Annotated in this window: 16 protein-coding genes; 10 read left to right on the forward strand and 6 right to left on the reverse strand. The window is 71.0% G+C overall.

Annotated elements, in window-relative coordinates:
- The first annotated feature begins 8 nt into the window (after positions 1 to 8).
- The 4 genes from IH68_RS0103620 (at position 9) to IH68_RS0103635 (ending at position 4,493) form a co-directional block, all read left to right on the forward strand.
- The gene (locus IH68_RS0103620; protein ID WP_030928168.1) at positions 9 to 914 is read left to right on the forward strand and encodes an alpha/beta fold hydrolase; all 906 of its coding nucleotides are present in this window, start codon (positions 9 to 11) and stop codon (positions 912 to 914) included.
- Positions 911 to 2,491: an FAD-dependent oxidoreductase gene (locus IH68_RS0103625; RefSeq protein ID WP_030928172.1), complete on the forward strand. Its 1,581-nt coding sequence runs from the start codon at positions 911 to 913 to the stop codon at positions 2,489 to 2,491. The genes IH68_RS0103620 and IH68_RS0103625 overlap by 4 nt, the downstream gene beginning before the upstream one ends.
- Entirely contained in the window at positions 2,488 to 3,813 is a 1,326-nt protein-coding gene (locus IH68_RS0103630; RefSeq protein WP_030928175.1) for an amidohydrolase family protein, read from the forward strand. Before IH68_RS0103625 ends, IH68_RS0103630 begins: the two co-directional genes overlap by 4 nt.
- A 137-nt stretch (positions 3,814 to 3,950) precedes the next feature.
- Positions 3,951 to 4,493, forward strand: coding sequence for a TetR/AcrR family transcriptional regulator C-terminal domain-containing protein (locus IH68_RS0103635; protein WP_199931834.1), 543 nt, complete (start codon positions 3,951 to 3,953; stop codon positions 4,491 to 4,493).
- Positions 4,494 to 4,555: 62 nt separating this feature from the next.
- Here IH68_RS0103635 and IH68_RS0103640 read toward each other — a convergent pair whose 3' ends face one another.
- Positions 4,556 to 5,431: an alpha/beta hydrolase fold domain-containing protein gene (locus IH68_RS0103640; RefSeq protein WP_030928180.1), complete on the reverse strand. Its 876-nt coding sequence runs from the start codon at positions 5,429 to 5,431 to the stop codon at positions 4,556 to 4,558.
- Between the two features lie 263 nt (positions 5,432 to 5,694).
- Here IH68_RS0103640 and IH68_RS0103645 point away from each other — a divergent pair, with 263 nt between their 5' ends.
- Together IH68_RS0103645 and IH68_RS0103650 are read left to right on the forward strand one after the other, a co-directional pair.
- Positions 5,695 to 6,039: a DoxX family protein gene (locus IH68_RS0103645; RefSeq protein ID WP_030928182.1), complete on the forward strand. Its 345-nt coding sequence runs from the start codon at positions 5,695 to 5,697 to the stop codon at positions 6,037 to 6,039.
- Positions 6,040 to 6,234: 195 nt separating this feature from the next.
- Positions 6,235 to 7,584, forward strand: a complete 1,350-nt coding sequence (locus tag IH68_RS0103650) for a ferric reductase-like transmembrane domain-containing protein (protein WP_030928184.1) — start codon at positions 6,235 to 6,237, stop codon at positions 7,582 to 7,584.
- Between the two features lie 113 nt (positions 7,585 to 7,697).
- On the opposite strand, the gene IH68_RS0103655 is transcribed toward IH68_RS0103650, so the two are convergent.
- The 3 genes from IH68_RS0103655 to IH68_RS49565 all read right to left on the reverse strand — a co-directional run bounded on the left by IH68_RS0103655 (position 7,698) and on the right by IH68_RS49565 (position 9,639).
- Positions 7,698 to 8,321 (reverse strand): TetR/AcrR family transcriptional regulator, encoded by a 624-nt coding sequence (locus IH68_RS0103655; RefSeq protein ID WP_030928186.1) that lies wholly within the window; start codon positions 8,319 to 8,321, stop codon positions 7,698 to 7,700.
- Positions 8,322 to 8,506: 185 nt separating this feature from the next.
- Complete coding sequence (locus tag IH68_RS57750) at positions 8,507 to 8,740, reverse strand: hypothetical protein (protein WP_234341179.1); 234 nt, start codon at positions 8,738 to 8,740, stop codon at positions 8,507 to 8,509.
- 14 nt (positions 8,741 to 8,754) lie between these two features.
- Positions 8,755 to 9,639 (reverse strand): MFS transporter, encoded by an 885-nt coding sequence (locus IH68_RS49565; RefSeq protein WP_234341180.1) that lies wholly within the window; start codon positions 9,637 to 9,639, stop codon positions 8,755 to 8,757.
- Positions 9,640 to 10,748: 1,109 nt separating this feature from the next.
- On the opposite strand from IH68_RS49565, the gene IH68_RS56250 reads away from it, so the two are divergent.
- Both IH68_RS56250 and IH68_RS57760 read left to right on the forward strand, forming a co-directional pair.
- Positions 10,749 to 11,012 (forward strand): hypothetical protein, encoded by a 264-nt coding sequence (locus IH68_RS56250; protein WP_159403637.1) that lies wholly within the window; start codon positions 10,749 to 10,751, stop codon positions 11,010 to 11,012.
- Between the two features lie 1,171 nt (positions 11,013 to 12,183).
- Entirely contained in the window at positions 12,184 to 12,576 is a 393-nt protein-coding gene (locus IH68_RS57760; protein ID WP_420718969.1) for an isocitrate lyase/phosphoenolpyruvate mutase family protein, read from the forward strand.
- Between the two features lie 96 nt (positions 12,577 to 12,672).
- Here IH68_RS57760 and IH68_RS59380 read toward each other — a convergent pair whose 3' ends face one another.
- Entirely contained in the window at positions 12,673 to 14,721 is a 2,049-nt protein-coding gene (locus IH68_RS59380; protein WP_037884510.1) for a 2-oxo acid dehydrogenase subunit E2, read from the reverse strand.
- 1 nt (position 14,722) lies between these two features.
- Positions 14,723 to 15,835 (reverse strand): thiamine pyrophosphate-dependent dehydrogenase E1 component subunit alpha, encoded by a 1,113-nt coding sequence (locus tag IH68_RS0103675; protein ID WP_051833152.1) that lies wholly within the window; start codon positions 15,833 to 15,835, stop codon positions 14,723 to 14,725.
- Between the two features lie 254 nt (positions 15,836 to 16,089).
- Here IH68_RS0103675 and IH68_RS0103680 point away from each other — a divergent pair, with 254 nt between their 5' ends.
- Both IH68_RS0103680 and IH68_RS57775 read left to right on the forward strand, forming a co-directional pair.
- Complete coding sequence (locus tag IH68_RS0103680; RefSeq protein ID WP_030928194.1) at positions 16,090 to 17,424, forward strand: cysteate synthase; 1,335 nt, start codon at positions 16,090 to 16,092, stop codon at positions 17,422 to 17,424.
- A complete protein-coding gene (locus IH68_RS57775) occupies positions 17,421 to 25,484 on the forward strand; it encodes a non-ribosomal peptide synthetase (protein ID WP_234341192.1) in 8,064 nt (2,687 codons plus the stop codon). The genes IH68_RS0103680 and IH68_RS57775 overlap by 4 nt, the downstream gene beginning before the upstream one ends.

Genomic DNA, 25,484 nt, shown 5'->3' on the forward strand with positions numbered 1-25,484 from the left:
CCCGTTCCGTGAAGTACTTCGTCGCCTCGGGCGAGGACCGCAAGCTCACCGCCGACTCGCGCAAGGCGCTGCGCGGCAGTTTCATCGAGCTGTCCGACGGCGTCACCCACTACGAGTTGACGGGGCCCGAGGGCGGGGATGTGGTTCTGATGGCGGGCGGTCTGACCATCCCGCTGTTCTACTGGGACGGTCTCGTCAGCGAGCTGCATGCCCACGGGTTGCGCACGCTGGCCTGCAGCGCCTACGGCCGCGGCTACTCCGACCGGGTACAGGCGCGATACGACGAGACGCTGTTCACGCGGCAGCTGGCCGAGCTGACGGACCGGCTCGGCCTGACGGCGCGGCCCCTGCACCTGGTCGGCACCTCCATGGGCGCGCTCGTCAGCATGACGTACGCCGCCCAGTACCGCTCGTCGGTGTCCACTCTCACCATCGTTGGACCCGCCGGTCTCGCGAAACCGCAGTCGACCTCCCCCGACCGGCTGCTGCGCAGCGACCTGCTGGCCGGCTTCGTCGCCCGGCGCCGTGGCCGTCAGATACTCCAGGGGCACTTGGGGCACAACGTCCGGGACCCCGAGCTCGGCGCGAAGCTGACCGGGATGGTCCTCGGCTCCCTCCGCTTCGAGGGCTCGCTGTACGCAGTCTTCGACACTCTGCAGCACCTGCCTTTCACCGGCCGTGACGACCTCTTCCGGCGGACGGGGGCACTGGGCATTCCGACGCTGCTGCTGTGGGGCGACGAGGACGCCGTCACACCGCTGGTGCACTTCGACACGGCACGCGCCCTGCTGAAACCTCAGAAACATCACGTGATCAATAAATGCGGGCATATGGCTCCATTCGAACGGCCTCGCGACGTCGCCGATCAGCTCGTCCCGTTCGTGTCCGCATGCACCGAAAGGCTCGACTCATGAACCGTCCGCAGGCCATCGATGTACTGATCATCGGTGCCGGCCCCTCGGGCTCCGCCTTGGCGATCGATCTCGTACGCCGCGGACTCGACGTCCGGATCGTCGACAGGTCCCCCCACGCTTTCGACGGCTCGCGCGCCAAGGGCATCCAGCCCCGCAGCCTCGAAGTCCTCGAAGACCTCGGTGCTCTCGACGACGTGCTGGCCGGCGGCGACGTCTATCCCAAGCTCGGGATCCACGCGGGGCCCATCGGTGTGCCGTGGAAGATGTTCCCCCGCAAAGAGGCAACCCCGGACGTCCCGTACCCGAACACCTGGCTGATCCCGCAGTTCCGCACGGACCGCGCCCTGCACGCCCGGCTCAGTGACCTCGGCCGCGAGGTCGAGTTCAGCAAGGAACTGACCGAGCTGACGCAGGACGAGGACACGGTGACCGCCACGGTGGTGGGCGCGGACGGGGCCGAGGAGATCGTCGCCCGCTATGCCGTGGGGGCCGACGGCGGCTCCAGTGCGGTGCGCAAGCAGCTCGACATCGGTTTCGCCGGGACGACGGACGAGGCCGACCGCGTGCTGATCGTGGACGCCTCCGTCAGTGGCCTGGCCCGCAACCGATGGCACATGTGGCCCGGCCTCGGCGGCAAGCTCATCGGTGCCTGCCCGCTCCCCGACAGCGACATGTTCCAGTGGATGATCCGGCTCACGCCCGACGAGAAGCCGCCCCAGGAGATCGGCGCCATCATCGACCGCATCCACTCCCACACCCGCAACCGGCACATCCAGCTGCACGAGATCCACTGGAAGTCCGTGTTCCGGCCGAACATCCGTCTTGCGCAGCACTACGGCCGCGGACGTGTCTTCCTCGTCGGCGACGCCGCGCACGTCCACACCCCGGCCGGTGCCCAGGGCTTGAACACCGGTATGCAGGACGGCTACAACCTCGGCTGGAAGCTCGGCCAGGTCCTCGCCGGAGCCGACCCGGCCCTCCTTGCCACCTACGAGGCCGAGCGGCAGCCGATCGCCGCCGGGGTCCTGGGCCTGTCCACGGAGAAGTGGGGCGGCATCGCCAAGCTGGACCCCTCCAGCATGAAGCGTGGCAAGGACGAGCAGCAGCTCGCCCTGACCTACTACGGCGGCCCGCTCGCCCCCGCGCACAGTAGCGAGACCAGCACGCTGCACGTGGGCGACCGCGCCCCGGACGCCCGACTGCTCGGCGCCGACGGCGCCGAGACCCGCCTGTTCACCCTCTTCCAGGGACCGCACTTCACCGCCATCGCCTACGGCTCCGGCGCCGCCCGGGACCTCGAACTCCTCGACTGGCCGACGACGGGCGCCCGGCTGAAGCGGCTCACCGTCGGGCCCTCCGCGAGCTTCTCCGACCCCGAGAACATGCTGCGCAGCGCCTACGGCCTGACCGGCGACACGCTGCTGCTGATCCGTCCCGACGGCTACATCGGACACATCGCCACTCGGGACTTCCTCACCACCACACAAGCCGCCGTGCAGGCAATGACGCCGCAGGCAAGGAGCCGCACCATGTCCCAGCCGAGCCACACCTCCCTCGGTTCGGGGGCCACTGAATGAGCCGCATACTGCTGCGCGGGGGGCAGGTCATCACGATGATGCCGAACCGGCCGGACGCCGAGCACGCCGACATCCTCGTCGACGGCGAGACCATCGCCGCCGTCGGCGAAACCATCGAGGCGCCCGACGCCGAGGTCGTCGACTTCTCCGGCCGCGTCATCATCCCCGGTCTGGTCAACGCCCATCTGCACACCTGGCAGACCGCGCTGCGCTCCGCGGGCGCCGACTGGACGCTGATGGAGTACCTCACCCACCTGCACGGCGAGTGCGTCGGGCACTACACCCCGGCCGACATGCACATCAGCAATCTCGCCGGCGCCCTGAACCAGCTCAACTGCGGTACGACCACCCTCGGCGACTGGTGTCACAACGCCCTGTCGCCCGAGCACGCCGACGCGGCCGTCGAGGGACTGCTCCAGGCCGGGATCCGCGCCGTCTTCCTGCACGGCACTCCCTACCGCTCGCCGGACACACCCCACCCTCTCGCCGAGATCGACCGGCTGCTCGACGGCCCCGTCCGTGACCACGCCCTCCTCACCTTGGGCATGGCCCTCCAGGGGCCGCAATACTCCTCCGTCGAGACCGCGGTGGCCGACTTCCAGGCCGGCGCGGAACGCGGTCTCGTCGTCTCGATGCACCAGAGCGGCGGCGAACCCTCACCCGGCTGGGATGCCGTACGCGACGCCGGGCTGTTCAGCCCCCTGACCAACGTCGTGCACGGAGTTGACCTGCCCGAGGACTGGCTGAAGACGCTGGTCGAGGCGGGCGTCACCTTCACCACCACCCCGGAGAACGAACTGGGCCAAGGTCACGGCACACCCATCACGGGACCCCTGCTGAGCCTGGACGCGGCACCCTCCGTGGGCACCGACATCGACACCGCCGTACCCGGCACGGTCCTCACCGCGGCCCGGATCGCGCTGGCCCACCAGCGCAGCCTGGACCACGCCCACCACCGGCAGACGACCGGCACGTACGCCAACACACCGTCCGTCACCAGCAAACAGGCGCTTGCCTGGGCCACCGTCGAAGGAGCGAAGGCACTGGGCCTGGCGGACAAGGTGGGCCGGATCGAGGCGGGCATGCAGGCCGACCTGGTCGCCGTCGACGCCCGGGCGCTCAACCTGTGGCCGGCGCACGACCCCATCGCCACGGTCCTGCACGCCGACATCGCCAACATCGAAGCCGTGATGGTCGCCGGCACCTGGCGCAAACGCGATCACGCCCTGCTCGCATCCGGCCTCGACGAGGTCAAGGACCAGCTGCGCGAGTCCGGAGAACGGCTGCTGCGCAGCATCAGGCCCGCGGGCTCTCCCGGCTGACACACCGCAACGGCCCCCACGCATGAACCGCGCCGACGCGCATGACACCCCGTCCGCGTCGGCGCGATGGCCACGCGCCCGAAGAGCCGCACACCGCGGCCTCGTTCCCACAGCAAGAAGGTGCCGTGAGCAGCCCCATGCCGACTACCGCGGGCATGCCCCGCGACGCCCTGCACCAGGAGCAGATCATCCGGGCGGCCATCGCCCTTCTGGACGAGGGCGGCATCGAGAGTCTCGCCATGCGAAGACTCGGCAGCCGCCTCGGCATCACCGCGGCGGCACTCTACTGGCACATCAAAAGCCGACACGATCTGCTCCTGCTGGCCGCTGACACCGTCTGGGGGCAGACACCTCTCCCCGCTCTCGACGGCCTCGAATGGCGTCCGGCCCTCCTGGCCATGGCCGACAACCTGCGTTCGATGCTTCTCAGGCACCCCTGGCTGCTGGCCGCCATGACCATCCAGCCTCTCGACGGCCCGGCCAGAAACCGCCATGACGAGCACCTGCTCGCGGTCTGCGAGGCGTCCGGCCTCACCAGGCGGGATGCCGAGCAAGCCGCCCAGAGCGTCGTCACGTTCACGATCGGCGCCGCCCTCGCAGCCACCCCTCGCCCGTATGTGTCCTTCGGACTGCAGTCACTTCTCGACGGCGTCGAAGCCAGGCTTGCCGCCCGTACCTGACCCGACACAGCAGAAGAGGCAGACGCCCAGCTCGACCGTCTTCCTCTGACGAAGATCGCCTCTCAACCCGCTCGGGAGGCCGCGGACCGCACGATGGCGCGGACCGCGGCATGCCCCTCGGGAGCGGGAACGAGCGGGTAGGCATGGACAGCCCCGTCACACACGATGACATTCACGGCCGCCCCTTCCGCCGCAGCCCGTTCTTCCAGGCGCCGGACGTCCGGGTAGCACAAGTCGCGAGTGCCGATGTAGACGTCGATGGGCGCCAGGGGGGCAAGCGGGCCATTGACGGGACTGAGCCGGGGTTGGGCGGGGTCGTCCCCGCCGGCCCAGCCACGTGCGGCCGCGAGCAGACTGCTGGTGGTGAGGAACGGATCTCGGGCTTCGACCTCGGGAATCGCAGGGTTGGTCAGAGTCGGATCCAGCCAGGGGGAGATCAGTACTACCCGGGCCGGCTGGGGCAGACCCGAGCCGACCAGGCTCTGCGCCACGCCCAGAGCCAAGCCCGCGCCGGCGGAGTCGCCCATGATCGTGACCTGGCCGGCGTCCGGGTCGCCGAGCAGGTCGCGGTAGACGGCAGTGACGAAGGGATAGGCGTCACGGTAGGTGTACTTCGGCGCCAGCCCGTAGTGCGCCACCTCGACTCGTACACCGGCGTCCACGAGCTGCGAGATCAACTGCCAGTGCCGGGGCGAGAGGTGCCTGATGTAGGCGCCGCCGTGCAGATAGAGGACCGTTCGCTCCGCCCGGCGCCCGCGCGGACTGACGGTGTGGCATTCGAAACCGTCGATGCGGCGCGAGTTCACGTCGTGCCGCTGTACCAGTTTGGCGGGCGGACGAGGTGGCTTCTTCGACGCGGCCACGGGGTCCGGGGCCGCCTTGCCTTTGAGGGCCAACCGCATGAACGCGGCGACTACGTGCATCTGGGGACTGCTCATGTCTGGCTCTCCTTCTTGGCGCCGCGATGCGGTCCGCTTCGCCTACCATCATAACGGTTACGATGTTGCCGTTATTGCGCTAGGGTGAGCCGCTGCCCCGATCGATCGACCGAATCGTCCGTCTGGGCGCCGAGCGATGCACCTGGTCGGCGAATCGACCGCGCCCGTCACATCCCATAACGGTCTCGCGGCGACCCGCCCGCCATCAGGCCGTCACCCTGGACGTCCATGCCGCCACGACGCCGGCACCCTGGAGATACCTCATGACCCTCGCCATCACCCTCGCCTGCGCCATCGCCTTGATCTTCGGGGCGCTCGGAGTGCTCAATGCACTCGCATTGCCGAAGGCGCGCGAGCTGGCCGCCGAGACCGGCTTCTCCGTCGCCGCCTACCGCCGCATCGGCGTGCTGCAACTGGCAGGAGTCGCCGGCGTGGCGCTCGGCCTCGCCATGCCGCCGCTCGGCGGCCTCGCGGGGGCAGGGCTTCTCCTGCTGCTCGCCGAAGCTGTGGTCGTACACCTGCGCAAGGGCGACCCGGTTGCCAGACTCGCGCCCGCCATCGTGTGCGCGGTGCTTGTCGTCTCATACCTCGCGGCCTTGTTCGCCTGAAGCGCTGTGGATGGGCTGGCTGATGGGCATCCGATTGCACCACTGGACCCAAACCAGCTAAACGGCTACGTTGTAGCCAATATTAGAGATGGCGGGAAACGCCTGGGCTCGAGGGCGCTCAAGCCTCGACCGCACGGTCCGCCCTGCCTTCACCAGCGCCCCTTCGTCCACAGTGCCACCCCCGAGGGGTAGACGATGCCCGTCCTGATCGTGATAGCGATCTACGCCATCCGGATCGCACGCGCCCCCTTGGATGCGCGCCTGAAGAAGCGCCACGTCGGACCCCTGTCGGTCACGACCGGGGCGGTCATGCTCTATCTGGCCTGGGACTGGCTCCGGCCCGAGGGCCTCAGCGCTGTCTATTTCGTTGGCGAGTTCGCCGGCGTCCTGTCCGTCTACCTGATGTCCTGCACCCTGGTACTGGCCACCCGCCTGATGTGGTTGGAGCAGTGGTTCGGCGGCCTGGACCGCATGTACCGTCAGCACAAGCTGTACGCCGTATGGTCCATTCTCTTGCTCACCCCCCACCTGCTCCTCCACTTCTTCTCCGGTCTCGACGGGAGCCAGTACGGCTACGCCCACCGGGCCGCATCGGTAGGGATGGGCCATCTCCTCGGTGCCGTCTCCGCCATCGGCCTGCTGCTGCTCGTCCTCATCTCACTCGGCCAGGTCGGCCGCATCCTCCGACTGCCCTACGAGCGCTGGCTGTTCCTGCATCGCCTCACCGGCCTGCTGCTTCTGTCGGCGCTGTTGCACGGCTGGTTCCTCGATCTCATCATCAACGGATCCACGCCCCTCCTGGCGATCTACGTCAGCATGGCCACCATTGGCATGACCGCCTACACCTACGACGAACTGGTGCTACGGCACAGGGAACCCCGGGCGGACTACACCATCCACCGTGTCGAGCGGCCGACATCCGACATCCTCGACCTCACCCTCACGCCCACCGGCGAGACGACCCTTCCCGTGACAGGGGGCCAGTTCGTCTACCTGCGCGTCGGCAGCTGGCACGAACACCCCTTCAGCGTCGCAGGAACGCAAGCCGACGGCTCGGTACGCCTCACCATCCGTGCCCTGGGCCGCGGTACACGCCGCCTCTACACGGACCTAAGTGAAGGACACCCGGCAACCCTCAAGGGTCCTTACGGCATGTTCGACCACACCCTCGGCGGACCCCGGCAGATATGGATCGCCGGGGGCATCGGTATCGCGCCCTTCCTCGGCTGGCTCACCCACCCCGGTGCAGCGCCGCCCCGCACCGACCTCTTCTACTGCGCCCCCACTGCCGAAGACGCGCCGTTCCTCCCCGAACTCACCGCAGCGGCAGCACACCGCCCCGAGTTCCGGCTCCATCCGACGTTCAGCCGCAGCCACGGCCGTCTGACCGCCGAAAGGATCCAGGCCCAGGCCGGACCGATCACCCCCGACACGCACGTCTTCCTCTGCGGCCCCGCCTCCATGATCGAAAACCTCACTCGCGCCCTCCATCGCCAGGGCGTCCCCCGCCAGCATCTCCACGCCGAGCACTTCGCCTTCCGCTGACGAGCCGCCGACCACACGAGATCAGGCGCTCAGCACCAGCAGCGCGACGCACGACGTGCCGACCGAGATGACCCCGTATGCGGGCGGCCTCAGGTTCGCATCGTCCTGGCTGGTCAGGCGTCGTCGCGCAAGTGGGCAAGCCCGCTGAGAAGCAGTTCGAGTCCGAAGGAGAACTCGTCCTCGATCGGAACGGGCATCGACTCGGCGACGGTGACCGTTGCCGGGAACAAGGCTGGATCGACGCTCTGAAAGACGGCGGAGAGTTGCGCGTCGTCGAGTTGCCCGCCGCCATGACCGTTGACCTGCATGGCGAATCCGAGGACGTAGCGGGAGAGGGTGGCGAAGGCATGCGCGGCCAGTCGCGGCGGGAAGCCGCTGTCGAGCAGCGCCGCGACGCAGTGCTCCCGCAGCGCCATGGCGTTCGGCCCCAGGGGAATCTCCTCGACCATCAGGCGGGCCGCGTTCCGGTGCCGGGCCAGGGCCTCGAACATGGTGTGCGCGACCGTCCGCAGTGCTTGCTGCCAGCCCATCGCGAGGAGTTCGTCGCCCTTCAGTTCCACGGCGCCGAACATGCGGTCCACGACATGGGCGACCAGCGCTGCCCGGTTGTCGAAATGCCGGTACAGGGTCGCCGTGCCCGAGCCCAGGCGCTGGGCCAGCGTCCGCATCGAGAGAGCGTCGACCCCTTCATCGTCCACGATCTGCAGTGCGGTAGCGACGATGCGTTCCAGCGGCACGGGCGGACGCCCTGGGCCCCGACCCGATGCCGTGGTCGCTCGCACAGGACCCGCTGCTGCCACTGAACGTCCACCTCCTCGGCCAGCACCATAACAGCAACACCGTATCCGCTTTGGATATCGCCGGTTGGGTGTGGACTGCCGGGGGCGCCGCGGTTGCGGCTCAGACATCACAACGCTGCAGGTCACAGGCACCTTCCCCTGCTGCCGTCTTGTCCTCGCAGGGCGACCAGGGCACTCGCGGCCAGCAAGGCCACGGCCAGACTGAAGCCGACCCCGGCTGCCCGCAGGCCCGCGAGGTCGGCGGCCAGTCCAACACCGATCACGGGCAGTGAGATCGCTACGTACATCACGATGAAGAAAGCGGAGGCGACCTCGGCACGCCGGCCGTCGGGCGTGTTTGAGTTGAGCATGGTCATGGCCGCCCGGAATGCTATGCCTTGCCCAAGTCCGGCGACGGCACCAGCGACCACCAGCAGCGTGAGCGATCCCAGAGTGAATCCCGCGGTGAGCAGGCCCATGCCAACGATGAGTAGGGCACACGCCACGGGCAGGGCGGTGCGGCCCAGTGGCCGTACGAGGGTGATCTGTCCGAGCGCCGAGGCCGCACACACGGTGCTGACACGGCTCCGGCCAGGGCCGGGGCGGACAGGCCGAGGAGTCGGCTCAGAAAGGACGGCGCGACGGAGGTGTACAGCCCGAGCACCGCGAATCCGGCGAACCCGGCCGTGGCCGCCCGTGTGAAGGTGCCCCGCATCGCGGCTGGTACCCGAGGCCGTGTCACCCTCAGACGCGTGCCAGTCCTGACCGTCGTCACGGTTTCGGGAATCAGCCAGATACCCACCACCGCGGCGACCAGCAGGGTCAGGTGCACCAGGAAAGGAAACCGGGTTGGATTCGGGGACAGTTGGGCCAGTGTCCCGGAGAGGACGGGGCCCGCTCCCAACCCGCCCATGTTCGCCACGGTAGCCACCAGGGTGGCCCAGTCGCTCGCGCCCATGGGGGCCAGGTCGATCAGCGTGGCGGTCGCGGTGCCGGTGAAGATTCCCGCGGAGAGCCCTGACAGCAGCCGTCCTGTCAGCAGGAATGTCAGATCATTTGCGCTCAGGAAGACCGCCGCGCTGAGGGTCGAGCATGCCAGTCCGGCCAGCAGGGTTCGTCGGCGTCCGACACTGTCCGAGACCTGTCCGAACAGCACCAGTGCCGTGAGAACGCTGAAAGCGTAGACCGAGAAGATCACCGTGGTCGTCAGGGTCGAGAAACTCATCTGCCGTTGGTAGAGCAGGTAGAGCGGTGTCGGCAGGGTCGTACCCAGCATCGTGATGTGAAACGCCTGGGCGACCAGCCAGAACGCAGTGCGGCGCGGAACCGTCCACCGGCGGGGAGACCCACCTGCCCGTGGGGGAGTTTCGGATGGGCGGGCGCACGAGCCAGACACAGTCATATGCCGTTCCCCCAGCCTGGTGAGTTTGTCCCGGCCGGCGGATGAGTTCTCACGTCACTTCTTTCCCGTCAGTTCAGAGGCAGTTGTGAGAGCGTGTGTCGACCATGCCGCGCGGCACGCAGTCCCGACTCCCACGGTCGGCCGGCCCCTTACGTTGCCGAGCCCGACGTGGAGCAAGGGAGTTCCGCATTGCGTCAGCGCCCGATGATCGGCACGGTGTGTGGTGACGGCGGCATACAGAAGTGCAGCAACCGGGCCGGCCCGCACACTCCCCCGGAACAGGCCAGGATCGATCGGCCCGGTCAAGCACCCCAAGCCTTTAACGGATACGATGTTGCCATTAATGGTCGGGGCGCGGCAAGCGCCTTGGCGCCGACGTGCGGTTGCGGCCGCTACCGAGTCGTCGTGTTGACGTGAACCCCTGGATAACGGTGACGTTGCAGCCGTTGTCATCCGCTCCGCCCCATGCAGGCCATCTTCCCGCGACGGAGGCTGGGCCGCCGAGGCCCTGCTGGAGGCGGCACCGCTCGACCGCTGGCCGAAGATCGCGGGCGGTACGCTCACCCGCGACCACGCCCTCGCCCAACTCGCCCAGCGGCGCCTCGGCCTCGGCCGGTACGCGGACGCGGCGGACGACACAAGACGTCGCGGACGACCGCATCGGCCTCACCGCTCTGCATCAGGCGCAGGTGCCGTGCTGCGTCAGCGCCTTCGTCCGGCCCGCGGTCGAGCAGGACGGCCTGTGGACGGGCAGCGTCCTGGGTTCGTACCAGGACGTCGACGGGGTGGCCGTGGACGCTCTCGCCGAGCGCCGCTGTCGTTCCCGACTGTGTGGACATTACCTGGTAGAGGCGTTGCAACAGGTTGGCTCCCGCGTGGTCTTCGAGGCGAGGCCCGGTCGTGTCACAGGTGCATGTCGCCGACCATGACGAGGTGGCTGCAGGCGCGGGTGATGGCGACGTTCCAGAGGAGTTGAGCCGGCCGTGGACCCAGCCGATCGCACCGTCGTGCATACCTTCACCGGCGACGAGGGAGAAGACCATGACGTCGCGCTCACCGCCCTGGAAGGTGTACACGATGCCGACGCGCACGCATTGCCGACCGTATTGCCTCAGTTTCGCGCGGAGTTCGTCGGCTTGGAGCGTGAAGGGGGTGACAGCGCTGCAGGGAGACGCCGAGGCGGATCGAGGGGGACGGAGGCGGCCACGCGGATTGGTATGGCGTTGAACAGTTCACCGCGCTACTGAACTGACCACTGAACTGTTTCGTGCGCAACTGAACTCTTCAGCGCCGTTCAACACTGGCCGCCGCCCGCGGCCCGTAGCCCGCGAGTTGGTCCTGCATCTCGCCGAACCCGACCTCGCCGTACGGGACGCGGACGGCGCTTCCTTGCACGAGGACGCGGAGATCCCTGCCGATCCACCACGGACCGTGCGATGGACACACGATCCGCACGACTTGGTGCCCAGCATCACCGGGGACCCCTTCTCGGTGCTGCGCGAATGGGTCGACGAGAGCGCTCCAGTCCCGCCCCGATGTCCTGACCTTCACCGCGGCTCCGACGTCCGCGCCACTGGCGGCCTTCGACGCCGAGTTCGGTGGGCCGACCCCGGCGGCGCACCAAGGCCGCCTGCACAGGCACCCCGAGGTCGCCAGCACTGTGACGATCACCCGGCTCCACCCCCGAAACGATGGGCAAGGCGAACCGCCGGGATCACGCCGCACGCATGATGTCCACCACGGCTTGCCGATATGGAGGCTGGGTGGAGATCCGCCCAGCCTCCGGTGCGTCGACGGGCAAGCACCCGCCCGGCCGGAGTTCTGCGCAGGGCCGGTCGGAGCGGGGCGTTCCGCCGCACCGGAGACCTGCCAGGATTCAGTGCGACCAGAGAGCTCTTCGTCTCACCTCGTCTCACACATTTTTGCAGACCTGCCGCCCGCAAGCGGCCGGGCGTTGCGCCAGGCCAGGCGGTAGTCGGCCCTCTCATCAGCGTCTCCAACGACGCCTCTCGGGCCCGGTGGCATCACCCCCCAGGTCATCCGTTCGACAGGGGGGACCAGCCATGCCGGGCCCGGAGGCCAGCGGCCCTCTTGCAGGACCGCGGAAAAAATAACGGGGGTACGCCGAGCCGCTGAATACAACTCGACCCAGATCGCCTCGTACTGCCGCTCGGCGATCCGGCGTCGTATGGTCGGCCAATCCCGCGGCGGCTGTTTCCCATGAACTGCTGCACGGGCAAAGGTGCCAGCCCACGTGATCTTGCCGTCCTGCCCAACGGACCACTGAGGTGAGTACGAAGCGGCCGCCAATGTGGCCCCAAACCAGCGAAAGGCTGACTGAACTCCTGCGCACCGGCGGATGTGACCAGGGGGAACGGAGATACCGCACCCGCGATCGAACCTCAGAGGCGGGTGGTGATGCCTCGCCACTGCTTCAAGCGGCTGAAGCACCTGTCCACCATGTTGCGCCGCTTGTGCGGCCGACCGCATCCGGTCCGCCCGCGCCGCCGTGGGACCGGCGAGCCCTTCGTCCTGGTCGGCCGGACCGACGCGCTGTTGGTCGGGGGCACGCTCAACGAGTGCATCCGGCGGGCCAACGCGTACCTGGCTGCCGGGACGGACTGCGTGTTCGTGCCGGGTGCCGCCGATGCCGAGACCATCGGCATCCTGGTGCGCGAACTCGACGGCCCGCTCAAGGTGGTGATGGGCCTGAACGGCGGCACGCTGTCACTGGACCACCTGCGTGAACTCGGCGTACGGCGGGTCACGTTGGCGGCAGCATCGCCCGCGCGATGTACCGCCAGCTGCTGAGCGCCGCCCGGGAGCTAGCCGACCGGGGCACCTTCTCCATCGCCGACAACCAGATCCCGCAGTCGGACCAGCCTCTTCCGGCCGCGCCCTTGACGCTCAGGCGGCACCGTCGAGGCCGGCGACGACGTGCCGCAGGAAGCCGGCCGCCGTACCGCCGTCGCAGACCCGGTGGTCGAAGGTCAGGGACACGTTGACGACTTTGCGGACCTCGACGCGGCCGTTCTGCACCCAGGGGCGGTCGGTGATGCGGCCGACGCCGATCATCGCCGCCTGGGGGTGGTTGAGGATCGGGGTGGCGCCGTCGACGTCGAAGCCGCCGTAGTTGTTGAGGGTGAACGTGCCGCCGGTGCGGTGCTCGGCGGGCAGTGCACCGCGTCGGGCGAGGCCGGTCAGCCGCCGTAGTTCGGCGGCCAGGCCGTCGAGCGAGAGGCGGTCGGCGTTCCGGACCACGGGGACGACCAGGCCGTGGGAGGTCTGTGCGGCGAAGCCGAGATGCACCTGCGGATGGCGGACGAGTTCCTGACGGTCGGCATCGACCCGGGAGTTGAGCTCCGGGAACGCGGCCAGCGCGTCGAGGCAGGCCCGGGCGAGCAGGGCCATCAGGCCCGTACCGAGGGTGGTGCGGGCGGCGAGCAGGCTGCCGGCGTCGGTGTCCGCCCAGATGGTCACGGCAGGAGTGTCGCGGTGCCCGCGGACGAACTTGTCGGCGGAGGGTCCCAGCGGGATCCGCATGGCGGACGTCGTCGCACGGGCCGGATCGTTCGACGCGTGTACGGCGTCGGCCGTCCCGGTCGTGATCGCCGGGCGGGGTGACGGCTGACGACCAGATCGGCCCGACGTGCCGTAACCGGTCAGGACGGCGCCCGAACCGGACGCCTCTGCCGACTCCTGCACGGTCAGCAGCGGCGCTCCCACCTCGACGACGTCACCCGCCCCGCAGTGCAGGGCGGTGACGGTCCCTGCGAACGGACTCGGCAGCGTCACCACGGACTTGGCCGTCTCGACCTCCGCGACAACCTGATCGTGCTCGACGGGATCGCCCACGCCGACCTTCCACTCCAGCACCTCCGCCTCGGCCAGCCCCTCACCCAGGTCGGGCAGGAGGAACGTACGGCCGGCCGCGGGGGCGCCGGTGGCGGCAAGGGTGTGCCGGGCCCGGCGCGCGGAGGCGGGCAGCAGGCGGTACAGGCCGTCGAGCACCCGGCGCACGCCCGGCAGATGGGCGTCCTCCAGCAACGGCGGCGGATACGGGATGTCGAACCCGGTGACCCGCAGCACCGGCGCCCGCAGCGCGTCGAAGCACCGCTCCTGCAGCCGCGCCGCGATCTCGGCACCGACTCCGGCGAAGCCCTGCGCCTCGTGCACCACCAGGCACCGGCCGGTCCGCCGCACCGACGCGGTCAGCGCGTCGTCGTCGAGGGGCACGAGGGTGCGCAGGTCCAGCACCTCGACGTCCAGGTCTTCCGCTTCGGCCAGCCGGGCCGCTTCCAGGGCCACGGCGACCGAGGGGCCGTAGGCGACGAGCGTGACGTCGTCTCCGGCGCGGCGCACGGCGGCGGTGCCGAACGGTCCCGTACGGACCGGGAGTTGGAGGGGCTCCTTGGTCCAGTAGCGGCGCTTCGGCTCCAGGAAGATCACCGGGTCCGGGTCGTCGATCGCCTCGCGTAGTAGGGAGTACGCGTCCGCCGCCGTCGCCGGGGTGACGACCTTCAGGCCGGCCGTGTGCGCGTAGTACGCCTCGCTGGAGTCGCTGTGGTGCTCCACGCCGCCGATGCCGCCGCCGTAGGGGATCCGGACGACCAAAGGCAGTGCGACGGCGCCGCGGGTGCGGTTGCGCATCTTCGCCATGTGGGAGGTGATCTGTTCGAACGCCGGGTACGCGAACGCGTCGAACTGCATCTCCACCACCGGCCGCCAGCCCGCCATCGCCATGCCGACCGCGAGGCCCGCGATACCGGCCTCGCTGACGGGTGTGTCGAAGCAGCGGCCGTCGCCGAAGGCGTCCCGCAGCCCGTCGGTGACCCGGAAGACGCCGCCGAGGCGCCCGACGTCCTCGCCGAAGACGACGACCCGTTCGTCCGCGCCCAGTGCGTCCCGCAGGGCGGCGTTGAGTGCCTGGGCCATCCCAGTGTCGACCGCGGTCATGTCAGCATTTCTCCAACTCGGCCCGCAGGAGGGCTTGTTGATCGGCCATGTGCGGGGTCGGCAACGAGAGGACGTGGTCGAAGAGAGCTGCTGGGTCCAACTCCGGTTCTTCCCCTAGCCGTTCGCGAACGTCGGTGGCGTATCCCTCCGCCTCGGCGGCCGCGCTCTTCACCCCCTCGTCGGTCAGCAGGCCCCGCGCGCGCAGCGCCGACTCCAGCCGGGCGATCGGGTCACGTTCCCGCCAGCCGTCGGCCTCCGCAGCCGTGCGGTACCGGGAGGGATCGTCGGCGCTGGTGTGGGGGGCCATCCGGTAGGTGTGCGCCTCGACCAGCCAGGGCCCACCGCCCGCCCGGGCGTCCTCGACCGCCGTGGTCAGCACGGCGAGCAGGGCCGCGGCATCGTTGCCGTCCACCTGTTCCGACCGGATGCCGTAGCCGACCCCCTTGTACGCCAGGCTCGGTGCCGCGCACTGCTCGGCCAGCGGGACCGAGATGGCGTACCCGTTGTTCTGCACCAGGAACACCACCGGAGCCTTCAGCACGCCCGCCAGATTGAGGGCTTCGTGGAAGTCGCCCTCGCTGGTGGCGCCGTCGCCCACGAGCGCGAGGGCGACCGTGTCCGCCCCCTTGAGCCGCTCGCCGTGGGCCAGCCCCGTGGCGTGCACGGCGTGGGTTGCCAGCGGGGTGCACTGCGGTGCCGTGCGGTGCCGCACCGGGTCGTAGCCGCAGTGCGCGTCCCCGCGCAGCAGCGTCAGCGCCTCGACGGGGTCGATCCCGCGGCTGACCAGCGCGACACAGTCCCGGTAGGTGGGGAACAGCCAGTCGGTGGCACGCAGGGCGAGCGCGGCACCCACCTGGCAGGCCTCCTGGCCGAGGCTGGAGGGATGGACCGCGAGCCTGCCCTGCCGGGCGAGCGCCGTCGCCTGCTCGTCGAAGCGGCGCCCGACGACCATCTTCCGGTACGCCGTCAGCAGCGCCTCGGCCGGAGGCTCGGAGTACGACACGCTCGCCGTTCCGCCATCCGAGGACAGAAGGGAAACCGGAACCGGGGAGGGAAGCCAGTGCGAGGGCTCCGCCTCATTCCCCGCTCGCGGCCCCGTCGGCTTGTTGCCCATGTATCCGCCACACCCTTTCCGAACGGCTTTCGTGCTTCGGATGATCTCCACGGGTATGCGCTTTCTCAACTGCCCGCCAGATAAGGGCGGGTGAAGCGGAACTGAACAGTCCGCCGTTCCACTTGAGAGGATGGTAAGCGCTTCCCATCTGTCAACCAGGCGTCGCCAAAAGGTAATTCATGCGTCGCCCGCCCTTCCTGAAGCGCCGGTTCCAATTGATCAACGAGACGCGGCACTGCGGAAGGCAAGCGAAGATGTCCGGAGTACGCCCGGGAACACGTCACTACACCGTTGTCTGTTCCTCCTGCGGAAACCGTTACGAGGACGATGGTCTCCGCCTCGACTGCTCCCGCCGGCACGAACCGGCATTCCTGCGCACCGAGTACGACAGCGACCACCACACAAGCGGAATCCGCGTCGGCGAAAGCAGCGGCCTGTTCCGGCACGCCCCGCTGCTGCCGGTGGCGCGCACCTTCCCCGGCGTTCCCGGCCCGGTCGTCCACCGCGCCGAGCGGCTCGGGCGCCGTATCGGCCTCGACCGGCTGTGGGTCGCCTTCAACGGGTACTGGCCCGAATGCGGGGCGGCCCTGCCGACCTGTACGTTCAAGGACCTCGAGGCCTACACGGTGCTCGGCCGACTGCCCGCCGAGCCGCCCGTGCTGGTGATTCCCTCCGCGGGCAACACCGCCGCCGCCTTCGCCTGGGCCGCCACCCGCCACCAGGTGCCCTGCCTGCTCGTCGTGCCCGCACCGGCCCTGGAGCGGATGCGCTTCCCGGCACCCCTCGACCCCTGCGTCCGCCTTGTCGTCCTGGACGGCGCCGCCACCTACAGCGACGCCATCGCCTGCGCCGACCTGCTGTCCGCCCTGCCCGGCCACCACGCCGAGGGCGGCGCACGCAACGTCGGCCGCCGCGACGGCCTGGGCACCGTCATGCTGGCCGCCGCCGACGCCCTCGGGCGGCTGCCGGAGACCTATGTGCAGGCCGTCGGCAGCGGCACCGGAGCCATCGGCGCCCACGAGGCCGCCCGCAGGCTGCGCGCCGACGGGGAGACACTGCCCCGCCTGCTGATGTGTCAGAACGCGCCGTTCGCGCCGCTGTACGAGGCCTGGCGATGTACCGGCGCGGCCCCCGCGCACCCGGACCGGGACGGCGACAGCGATCGCGAGCTCGAGCCGCTGGCACGCGAACTGACCAACAGGCGCCCGCCGTTCACCGTCCGCGGCGGCGTGCGTGACGTGCTCACCGAGAGCGGCGGCGACGTCCTGTGCACCGACAACGTCGCAGCCCTCGCGGCCATGGCGCTCTTCGAGGAGGTCGAGGGCATCGACATCGAGCCGGGCGCCGGAGTGGCCCTGGCCGCCCTGGCCGAGGCCGTACGGGACGGCCGCATCCGCCGCGACGAACTCGTCCTTCTCAACATCACCGGAGGCGGCCGGGCCCGACAGTCCCGCGACCTGACGCTGATTCCCGCCGAGCCCTGGCTGCGGGTGCCCTGGCCGGGACGCGACGAGGGCCCGCGGCACGTGGCCGAGCTCGTGGCCCGGCAGCTGACCGGTCTTGCGGCGGTCACGGAGGCCGCCCGATGACCGTCCCCCACGCTCTGGACCTGTCCGCCGCCCAGCGCTCCATGTGGTTCGGGCAGCGGCTCGATCCCGCCGGGCCGGCCTACAACGTCGGCGAGTACACCGAGATCCACGGCCCTGTCGACCCCGATCGCTTCCGGACGGCGATCCAGCAGGTGGTGGCGGCCACCGAGACACTGCGGGTCCGGTTCACGGCCGAGGGTGACACCGTCCTCGGGCTCGTCGACCCCGACCCCGCCTGGGACCTGCCCGTCATCGACCTCACGGGCGAACCCGACCCCCGGTCGGCCGCCGAGGCCTGGATGGCCGCCGACTTCGCCACACCGTTCGACCTCGGCCGGTCACCGCTCTTCCGGTACGCCCTGCTGCACCTCACGGCCACCCGCTGGATCTGGTACCAGCGCTACCACCACATCGCCGTCGACGGCTACAGCTGCTCCCTCCTTGCGCGCCGGGTCGCCGACGCCTACAGCGCCCTCGTCGCGGGCACGCCGCACACCCCGCCGCCCGCACCCCTGGCCCCACTGGTCGCCGCGGACGAGGCCTACCGCACCGGTCAACGGCACGCGCCGGACCGGGAGTTCTGGACGTCCGCGCTCGCCGACCGCCCCTACGCGGTGAGCCTGTCCGCCCGACGGCCGCATGTCGCGGGGCGCTTCCTGCGCCGTACCGGCCATCTCCCGCAGACAGCAGGGGACTTGGTGCACGCGGCCGCCGAGCAGGCCGGCACCCGCTGGTCGCGCGTCCTGCTCGCGGCGACCGCCGCCTATCTGCACCGGCTCACCGGAGCCCGGGACATCGTCCTGGGCCTCGCCGTCACCGCCCGCGAGAGCGAGACCGAACTCGCCACGCCGAGCATGGCGTCCAACGTGCTTCCGCTGCGGCTGTCCGTACGGCCCGACACCGTCGCCGAAGACCTCGTCCGCCGGACCGCCTCCGCCACCCGCGAGCTGCTGGCGCACCAGCGGTACCGCGGGGAGGACCTGCGCCGGGAGCCGGACTGGCCGCAGGACGGCCCGCGCTTCTTCGGGCCGGTCGTCAACATCATGGCGTTCGGCCCGGAGCTGCGGCTCGCCGGGCACGCCACCACCCGCCACAACCTGTCCACGGGGCCCGTCGAGGACCTCGCCGTCAACGTGTACGACCGTGCGGACGGCGACGGCATCCGCATCGACCTCGACGCGGGCCCCGACCATTACACGGACGCCGAACTCGCCGCCCATCACCGGCGCTTCGCCCGTTTCGTGGAGCACTTCGCCCAAGCCGTCCTCACCTCCGGCACCCCGGTCGGCCGGGTCGAGGCGACCCTGCCCGAGGAGCGGGCGGACGCCCGGCTCGCCGGCGCCGCCGCGCCCGCGGGAGCGGCGACGACCGTGCCGGAACTCTTCGCGGCCCGGGTCGCGGCCGGCCCGGACGCCACGGCGGTCATCCAGGGCGAACGCATCACCACCTACCGGCAGGTGAACGCCCGTGCCAACCGGCTGGCACACCGGCTGATCACCTTGGGAGTCCGCCCGGAGGACCGCGTGGCGGTCCTGCTGGACCGCTCCGACGGACTCCTCGCCGCGCTCCTGGCCGTACTCAAGGCGGGGGCCGCATACGTCGGCCTCGACCCGCGCGCCCCGGCTGCCCGCACCCGGCAGATCCTGGCCGAGACCGGCGCAAACGTCCTGCTGACCGACACCGGGCTCATCGAGCCGTACGACGGCCTGACCACGATCGCTCCCGAGGACCCGACGCTCGCCGCCGAACCGGACACGGACCCCGCCGTGCTGCTGCACCCGGCGCAGCTCGCCTACGTCAGCTACACCTCCGGCTCCACCGGCATCCCCAAGGGCGTCGCCGTCACCCACCGCGACGTCACCGCCCTGGCCGCCGACTCGGCCTTCGCGGACGGCGCGCACGCGCGCGTGCTGGTGCACTCGCCGACGGCCTTCGACGCCTCCACCTACGAGATGTGGGTACCACTGCTCAACGGCGGCACCGCCGTGGTCGCCGGGCCGGAGGAGGACGTGGACGCCGCCGGCGTCGCACGTCTGACGCGGCGCCACGGTCTGACGGCGCTGTGGCTCACCGCCGGGCTGTTCCGTCTCGTCGCCGAGGAGGACCCGGGCTGCTTCGCGGGGCTGCGCCAGGTGTGGACCGGCGGAGAGGCCGTGCCCGCGCCGGCGGTCCGCCGGGTCCTGGCAGCCTGCCCCGGCCTGACCGTCACCGACGGCTACGGCCCCACCGAGACGACCACCTTCGCCACCACCCGCCCCTGCACGGCGGCAGCCCCCGTACCCGACCCGCTGCCCATCGGCCGCCCCCTGAACGGCATGCGCGCCTACGTCCTCGACGGCGCCCTGCAGCCACTTCCACCGGGCACGGTGGGGGAGCTGTACCTCGCGGGGCCGGGTGTGGCCCGCGGCTACCTCGGCCGCCCCGGCGCCACCGCCGAACGCTTCACCGCCGACCCGTACGGGCCGCCCGGTTCCCGTATGTACCGCACGGGCGACCACGCGCGCGTGACGGCCGACGGCGAGCTGGAGTACCACGGCCGCACCGACGGCCAGGTCAAACTCCGCGGCTTCCGCATCGAACCGGCCGAGATCGAGACGACTCTCGCCACCCACCCCGAGGTCACCCAGGCGGTGGCCGTGGTCCGCGAGGACCGGCCGGGCGATCGACGGCTGGTCGCGTACGCGGTCTGTATCGGGGACAAGGCCCCGACGACGGCCGAACCGCTGCCCGCCGACGCTGCAGCCGCAACGTCGGCCTCGGCCGTCCAGTCCCCCAAGGCTGCCGAGTCCGCGCCGGGTGCCCGGCGAGCTGAAGGTGCCTCTTCGGTGTGCGCGGCCGGGCGTGCGGCGGATGTGGTGTGGGAGCAGGGGGGTGAGGGCGCCGCGCCGGCTTCGGGCGTGTCGGTTGTCGAAGGGCCGGTTGCGGGGGCTGCGCGTGCCGTATCAAGGTTGGAGGCTCCCCGGGCCGAGGGCGTCGTATCGAACCCTGATGTCTCGGCTCCCGGCGACATCGTGGCCACCCTCGGCGGTTCGCCCGCAGAAGCTGCTGCCCTCATCCCTGCGGCTCCGGCGGCCGACCTCGGCGCCCAGCCCTCCCACCGTGCCGTGCCCACCCCCGAAGCCCTGCGCGACCACCTCGCCGCCCGGCTGCCCGACTTCATGGTCCCCTCGGCCGTCGTCGTCCTCGACCGGCTGCCGCTGACCCCCAACGGCAAACTCGACCGGGTCGCGCTGCCCGCCCCGCCCACCGCTGCCGCCGCGCAGGCCCACGCGCCGCGCACGCCCCACGAAGACGTCCTGTGCGCCCTCTTCGCCGACTTGCTCGGTCTCCCGGACGTCGGCCCCCGCGACAGCTTCTTCGCGCTCGGCGGGCATTCCCTGCTCGCCCTTCGGCTCGTCGGGCGCATCCGGGCAACCCTCGGCGTCGAACTGACCCTGCGCGACGTCTTCCAGACGCCCACTCCGGCCGGGCTCGCCCGGTTGCCGGCAGGAGCCGGGGCGGCCGTACGTCCCGCCCTGCGGCCGGCTGCGCGCACAGTCCTCGGTGAGGCCCCGCTGTCGTCCGCCCAGCGGCGGCTGTGGTTCCTGCATCGGCTGGAGGGCCCCAGCGCGGCCTACAACATCCCCCTTGCCGTACGGCTGACCGGTGCCGGCCTCGACGTGGATGCCCTGCGCGGGGCCCTCGCCGACCTCGTCGCCCGGCACGAGATCCTGCGCACCGTCTACCCGGACGCCGACGGCCTGCCGTGTCAGCGGCTGCTGGAGTCCGACCTGCCGGACCTGCCCGTCGAACAGGTGACCGCAGCCGAACTGCCCCGGAGACTGGGCCGGTTGGCGGGGGAGGGTTTCGACATCTCCGAGCGCGTCCCGTTCCGCGCGCACCTGCTCGTCCTCGGCCCCCAGGACCACGTCCTGCTCCTCGTCCTGCATCACATCGCCGCTGACGGCTGGTCCCTGGACCCCCTTCTGCTGGACCTGGCAGCCGCCTATCGCGCCCGGCTGGCGGGCCGGGACCCGGACTGGGCGCCCCTGCCCGTCCAGTACGCCGACTACTGTCTCTGGCAGCACGAGCTGCTCGGCGAGGACCAGGACCGTCAACTCGACCACTGGCGCCAGGCGCTCGCCGGGCTCCCCGACGAACTCCCGCTCCCCGCCGACCGCCCGCGCCCGGCCCGCGCCACCCACCGGGGCGGCGACATCCCCGTCCGGCTGGACGTGGACCTGCACCGGCGGTTGCGGGCCCTGGCCGACGAGACCGGCACGACGGTGTTCATGGTGGTGCAGGCGGCTCTTGCCGCCCTCTTGACCCGGCTGGGCGCGGGCACCGACATCCCGCTGGGCACGCCGGTCGCCGGCCGTGCCGACGAGGCGCTGGACGACGTCGTCGGCTGCTTCGTCAACACCGTCGTGCTGCGCACCGACACCTCGGGCGACCCCAGCTTCCGGGAACTCCTGGCCCGGGTCCGGGAGACCGACCTTGCGGCCTATGCCCACCAGGAGCTGCCCTTCGAGCACCTGGTCGAGGCCCTCAACCCGCCCCGCTCACTGGCCCGGCACCCGCTCTTCCAGGTGATGCTCGCCTTCCGTCCCATCGCCGGGCCCCGCCTCGACCTTCCCGGACTGCACGCCCGGACGCTGTCCGTCGAGACCGGCGCCACCAAGATCGACCTGACCTTCAACCTGGGCGAGCAGCGCGCCCCCGACGGCTCCCCGGACGGGATCGAGGGCACCCTCCAGTACAGCGCCGACCTCTTCGACCGGCGCACGGCCGAGGACCTGGCCGCCCGCCTTGAGCGGCTGCTGCGGGCCGCGGTCCGCCACCCCGACCGCGCCATCGGCAGCCATGACATCCTCGACGACCGCGAACGCCGCCGGCTCCTGACCGAGTTCAACGACACGGCACGCGACGTGCCGGACACCACCTTTCCCCGGCTCTTCCAGGCGCGCGCCGCCGAGGCGCCGGACACGGTCGCCGTCGAGGACGACCTCAACTCGCTGACGTACCGTCAACTTGACGTGCGAGCCGATCGTTTGGCGCGCGTCCTCACCTCGCAGGGAGCCGGTCCGGGGCAGATCGTCGCGTTCTCGCTGCCCCGGTCGGTCGACCTCGCGGTCGCCGTGCTCGCCGTCCTCAAGGCGGGCGCCGCGTATCTGCCGCTGGACCCGGAACATCCGGCCGAGCGCACCGCCTATCTGCTCGCGGACGCCGATCCGGTGTGTCTGATCGTCCGGGACCGGCTCCCCGCCGACTGCGGCGTCGGCTGTGCGGTCGTGGATCCCGATGCGGCCCCGGACGATCCGGACACGCCTCTCCCCGAGGCCCGGCCCGCCGATCCCGCCTACCTGATCTACACCTCCGGTACCACCGGCCGCCCCAAGGGCGTCGTCGTCGAGCACCGCAACCTCACCACCTATGTGGCCCGTTGTGTCGAGACCTACCCGAGTCTGCGCGGCACCTCGCTGCTGCACGCGACGATGTCCTTCGACGCCACGGTGACCACGCTGCACGGGGCGCTCGCCGCCGGAGGCCGCGTGCACATCGCCGGCTTCCACGACGCCGGCGCGGCGCCGGCGAGCGGCGGCTACAGCTTCCTCAAGGCGACGCCCAGCCACCTTCCGTTGCTGCCCGCCCTGCCGCACGACCTCTCGCCCACCGAGGAGTTCATGCTCGGCGGCGAGGCACTGGTCGGCGAGGCCCTGCGCACCTGGCGCCGCGACCACCCCGACGTACGCCTGATCAACCACTACGGCCCGACCGAACTCACCGTCGGCTGCACCGACCACCGCATCGAGCCCGGCGACGAACTGCCGACCGGGCCGGTGCCCATCGGCCGCCCCATGTGGAACACCCGGGCGTATGTGCTCGATGCCCGGCTGAACCCGGTACCGGTCGGTGTCGAGGGCGAGTTGTACGTCTCCGGCGATCACGTGGCCCGCGGCTACTGGAGGCGGCCCGGTCTGACCGCCGGGCGGTTCGCCGCCGACCCCTTCGATCCGGCCGGCGGGCGCATGTACCGGACCGGTGATCTGGCCGTGTGGCGGGCCGACGGCACCCTGGAACTGCGCGGGCGGGCCGACGGCCAGCTCAAGATCCGCGGACTGCGGATCGAGCCCGGCGAGGTCGAGGGCGTGCTCACCGCCCATCCGGCCCTCGCCCAGGCCGCGGTGGTGGTGCGCGAAGACCGGTCCGGCGTGCGCCGCCTGGTCGGATACGTCGTCGGGGCCACCGAGGTCGACTGCCCCGCCGTCCTCGCGCACGCCGCCCGTCACCTGCCTGCCCACATGGTCCCCGAGACGCTCGTGGCGCTCGACGCGCTGCCGATGACCCCCAACGGCAAACTGGACCGCACCGCCCTGCCCGCACCGGCCGCCACCCGGGAGACGGCGACGGGACGGGCGCCGCGCACCCCCCAGGAAGAGACACTCAGGGACTTGTTCGCCGAGGTCCTCGGAGCCCCCGCCGATGCCATCGGTGTCGACGACGGATTCTTCGACCTGGGCGGCGACAGCATCACCTCCATCCACCTGGTGAGCCGCGCGCTGGCCGAGGGGCTGCGGCTGACCCCGCGGGACGTGTTCGAGCACCGCACGGTCGCCGGTCTCGCCGCCGCGGCGGCCGATCGTCCGGCGCCCGGCCCGCACCCGGAGCAGGACCCACCGATCGGCACGCTTCCCCTCACCCCGGCCATGCACCGGCTTGGTGAACGCGGCGGCCCCATCGGGGCGTTCAGCCAGTCGGTGCTGCTCGTCACCCCGGCGGGCGCGGACGAGAAGCGCCTGACCGTCGCGCTGCAGACCCTGCTCGACCACCACCACGTCCTACGGATGCGTCTGACGTCCGACGGACGGGCGGCCGAGATTCCGCCCCCCGGGACCGTCGACGCGGCCACGGTGCTGGAACGCATCGCCGAACCGGCCGACTTCGCACAGGTGCTGAACAAGTCGGCGTCACGACTCGCGCCGGAGCGAGGCATGTTGCTGCGGGCAGTGTGGTGCGATGCCGGCCTCGACCGTCCCGGACGGCTCCTGCTGACGATCCATCACCTCGCCGTGGACGGAGTGTCCTGGCGCATCCTGTGCTCCGACCTGGCCGCGGCCTGGCGCGAGGAGAACCTGCCCGAGCAGGGCACCTCCTTCCGGCACTGGGCCCGCCTGCTGGAGCGGGAGGCCCGCGCCTCGGAACGGACGGCCGAACTGGACACGTGGCGCCACGTGCTGCGGGACCCCGGCCCTCTGCTGGGCACCCGTCGGCCCGATCCTCAGCGGGACGTCGTCGGCGAGATGCGCCACCTCACCCGGCAGCTCCCGGCCGAGGCCACCGACGCGCTGCTCACCACTGTGCCCGCCGCCTTCCACGCCGGCCCCGACGACGTCCTGCTCGCCGCGCTGACCGCCGCATTCGTGCACTGGCGGCACGCCAAAGACGGCCACCCGGCCCTGCTCCTGGACGTCGAGCGACACGGCCGCGAAGAGATCGCCGACGCAGTGGACCTCTCACGGACGGTCGGCTGGTTCACCAGCGTCGTGCCCGCCCGGCTCGACCTCACGGGAGTCGACCTCGCAGATCCGGCCCAGGTCCTCAAGACCGTCAAGGAACAGCTGCGGTCCGTCCCGGACCACGGCATCGGACACGGCCTGCTGCGCCATCTCGACCCCTCGAACGGGCCGCTCCTCGCGGCCCTTCCGGCGCCGGAGATCGGTTTCAACTACCTGGGCCGGACGGCCCCTTCGACCGGCGGCGACTGGGCCCTCGCGCCGGAACCGCTGCGCAACCTGGGCGCCGTGCACGACCCCGCCATGCCCGTTGCCCACGGCCTGGAGATCACCGCCGTGACCACCGAGGACGGCCGGCTCGACACCACCTGGTCCTGGGCCCCCGGCATCTGGTCCGAACGCGACGTACACGCCCTCGCGGACCGCTGGCTGACAGAACTGACCGCGCAGGCCGAGGGCGGCACCGGCGCGGCGGGCGGGCACACCCCGTCCGACCTGCCCCTGGTGTCGCTGTCCCAAGCAGAGATCGACGAACTCGAAGCCGAGTTCGGCAATGAGTGGAGGTAA

Source organism: Streptomyces sp. NRRL S-646 (assembly GCF_000720765.1).
Classification (GTDB): Bacteria; Actinomycetota; Actinomycetes; order Streptomycetales; family Streptomycetaceae; genus Streptomyces.